This is a genomic window from Bacillus sp. S4 (assembly GCF_040838205.1).
Taxonomy (GTDB): Bacteria; Bacillota; Bacilli; order Bacillales; family Bacillaceae_G; genus Bacillus_A; species Bacillus_A cereus_U.
Map to the genome: position 1 here is coordinate 1 of NZ_JBFPJI010000489.1, position 1,663 is coordinate 1,663.

Below are 1,663 nucleotides of genomic sequence, written 5' to 3' on the forward strand. Positions count from 1 at the left end.
TTTTAGGGGAGCATGAAAATACAAAAGATGTTAATTTCAAAAAGATAGATCCATCTTGTGTAGCTTCAATAACAGTTAACGGAAGTTACGAACAAATGACAGCTGTAAATGAGGCGGCAGCAAAATGGATTGAAACGGAAGGTTATGAATTAGCCGGACCGATGTTTAATATTTATCACGTTAGCCCAGCGATGGAATCAGATCCTAATAAGTGGGTTACAGAGGTTTGTTATCCGATAAACAAATAAACAATAAAGTAAAAAAGGCATATACGATGCCTTTTTTACTTTATTTCTATCCGAAAATATTTAGCACAAATGCCTCGTTGATTAGCAATAATAGCCTCCTTAATACTAGTTAATCTAAGGAGGCATTAAATTTTGTAAATTAATGATATATGTATCCTCCATCAGGAAACAATACGTTGCCAGTAGTAAAACTATTTTGCATTAAATAAATGACAGTGTGTGCAATTTCGTCATTATATCCAGATCGTTGTACAAGAGAAAGAGATTTATAACCTTCATAAGCAGCTAGTCTTTTTTCGTTTTGTTCATTCTCTCTTTGTATCGTTCCAGGAGAAACAACATTAACTCTAATCGGTGCTAATTCAACTGCTAAAGCTTTCCCTAAACTTTCAATAGCACCATTACAAGCGCCATAAGCGGCTCCGCCCTTTAGTGGTCTCTGACTAAAGGCACCAGACATTAATACGATAGATCCTGAATTTGAAAGAAAAGGAATTGCATATTTTACTGCATAATATTGTGGCCAAAACTTTCCGATAAAGCTGCTTTCAGCAATTTCAGCTGTAGCGGTTATTGGCCCAAGTGTATAAGAGGCACCTGGTGTGAATAAATGATCAAAATTACCAACTTTCTTGAAAAAATCTTGTAACTGTTTCTTATTTTGATTATCCAATATATAAGTTTGAAGATGGTTGTTATTTATTAATTCTCGAGCAGCCTTTAACTTTTCTTCCGAGCGCCCTGCAATAATAACATGTGCTTCTTGTTCAATTGCTTGTTTCGCTGTAGCTAATCCCATACCCGAACTCCCGCCAATGATAACGATACGATTATCTTTTAATGTAGTAATAGACATATTTTAGCCACTCCCTTGATATAAACTTTAAAATAAAACTGCATGCTTTTATTATTCATTAAAAGATAGCAAGTGAAAAGTACGCACTTTATATGTACATAGTCGCAAATTTCGTACTAATCGCTTATCGTATGGATAAATAATATGAAAAATTACTCATTATGATTTGAGGAAGAGGTGAGAAAAATGGATTTACAAGAACCGAAATTAAAAGGAGTAATAGCGACATTACAAATAATCGGTGGGAAATGGAAACCACTTATTTTATTTATTTTGCTAACAGATGGAACGAAACGGTTTGGTGAATTAAAGCGGCTAATACCAGATATATCTCAAGGGACATTAGCGAAGCAGCTTCGTGAATTAGAACAAGATCAACTTATAAAACGTGAAATTTATCAAGAAATACCACCTAAAGTTGAATACAGCTTAACAGAACATGGAAAAACAGTAAGCACTGTTTTGGATAGTATGTGTGGTTGGGGAAGAGGACATTTAGAATATATCGATAAAGGTAAACTGTAAAATCATTATGTAAACTAATTAGAGTGTGTGAGAA

3 protein-coding genes are annotated in these 1,663 nt (G+C 34.1%); 2 read left to right on the top strand and 1 reads right to left on the bottom strand.

Annotated features, from left to right (window positions below; all coding sequences use genetic code 11):
• Positions 1–248, top strand: a 248-nt coding sequence (locus AB3X48_RS21910; protein ID WP_367959945.1) for a GyrI-like domain-containing protein, incomplete at its 5' end; no start/stop codon positions are given.
• Positions 249–387: 139 nt separating this feature from the next.
• Here AB3X48_RS21910 and AB3X48_RS21915 read toward each other — a convergent pair.
• Entirely contained in the window at positions 388–1,104 is a 717-nt protein-coding gene (locus AB3X48_RS21915; protein WP_016104916.1) for an SDR family oxidoreductase, read from the bottom strand.
• 186 nt (positions 1,105–1,290) lie between these two features.
• On the opposite strand from AB3X48_RS21915, the gene AB3X48_RS21920 reads away from it, so the two are divergent.
• Positions 1,291–1,629 (top strand): winged helix-turn-helix transcriptional regulator, encoded by a 339-nt coding sequence (locus AB3X48_RS21920; RefSeq protein ID WP_016104917.1) that lies wholly within the window; start codon positions 1,291–1,293, stop codon positions 1,627–1,629.
• The last annotated feature ends 34 nt before the right edge of the window (positions 1,630–1,663 follow it).

Excerpts from the sequence above, each read along its gene's own strand:
- AB3X48_RS21915 (WP_016104916.1), bottom strand. The coding sequence starts at position 1,104 with ATGTCTATTACTACATTAAAAGATAATCGTATCGTTATCATTGGCGGG.
- AB3X48_RS21920 (WP_016104917.1), top strand. The coding sequence starts at position 1,291 with ATGGATTTACAAGAACCGAAATTAAAAGGAGTAATAGCGACATTACAA.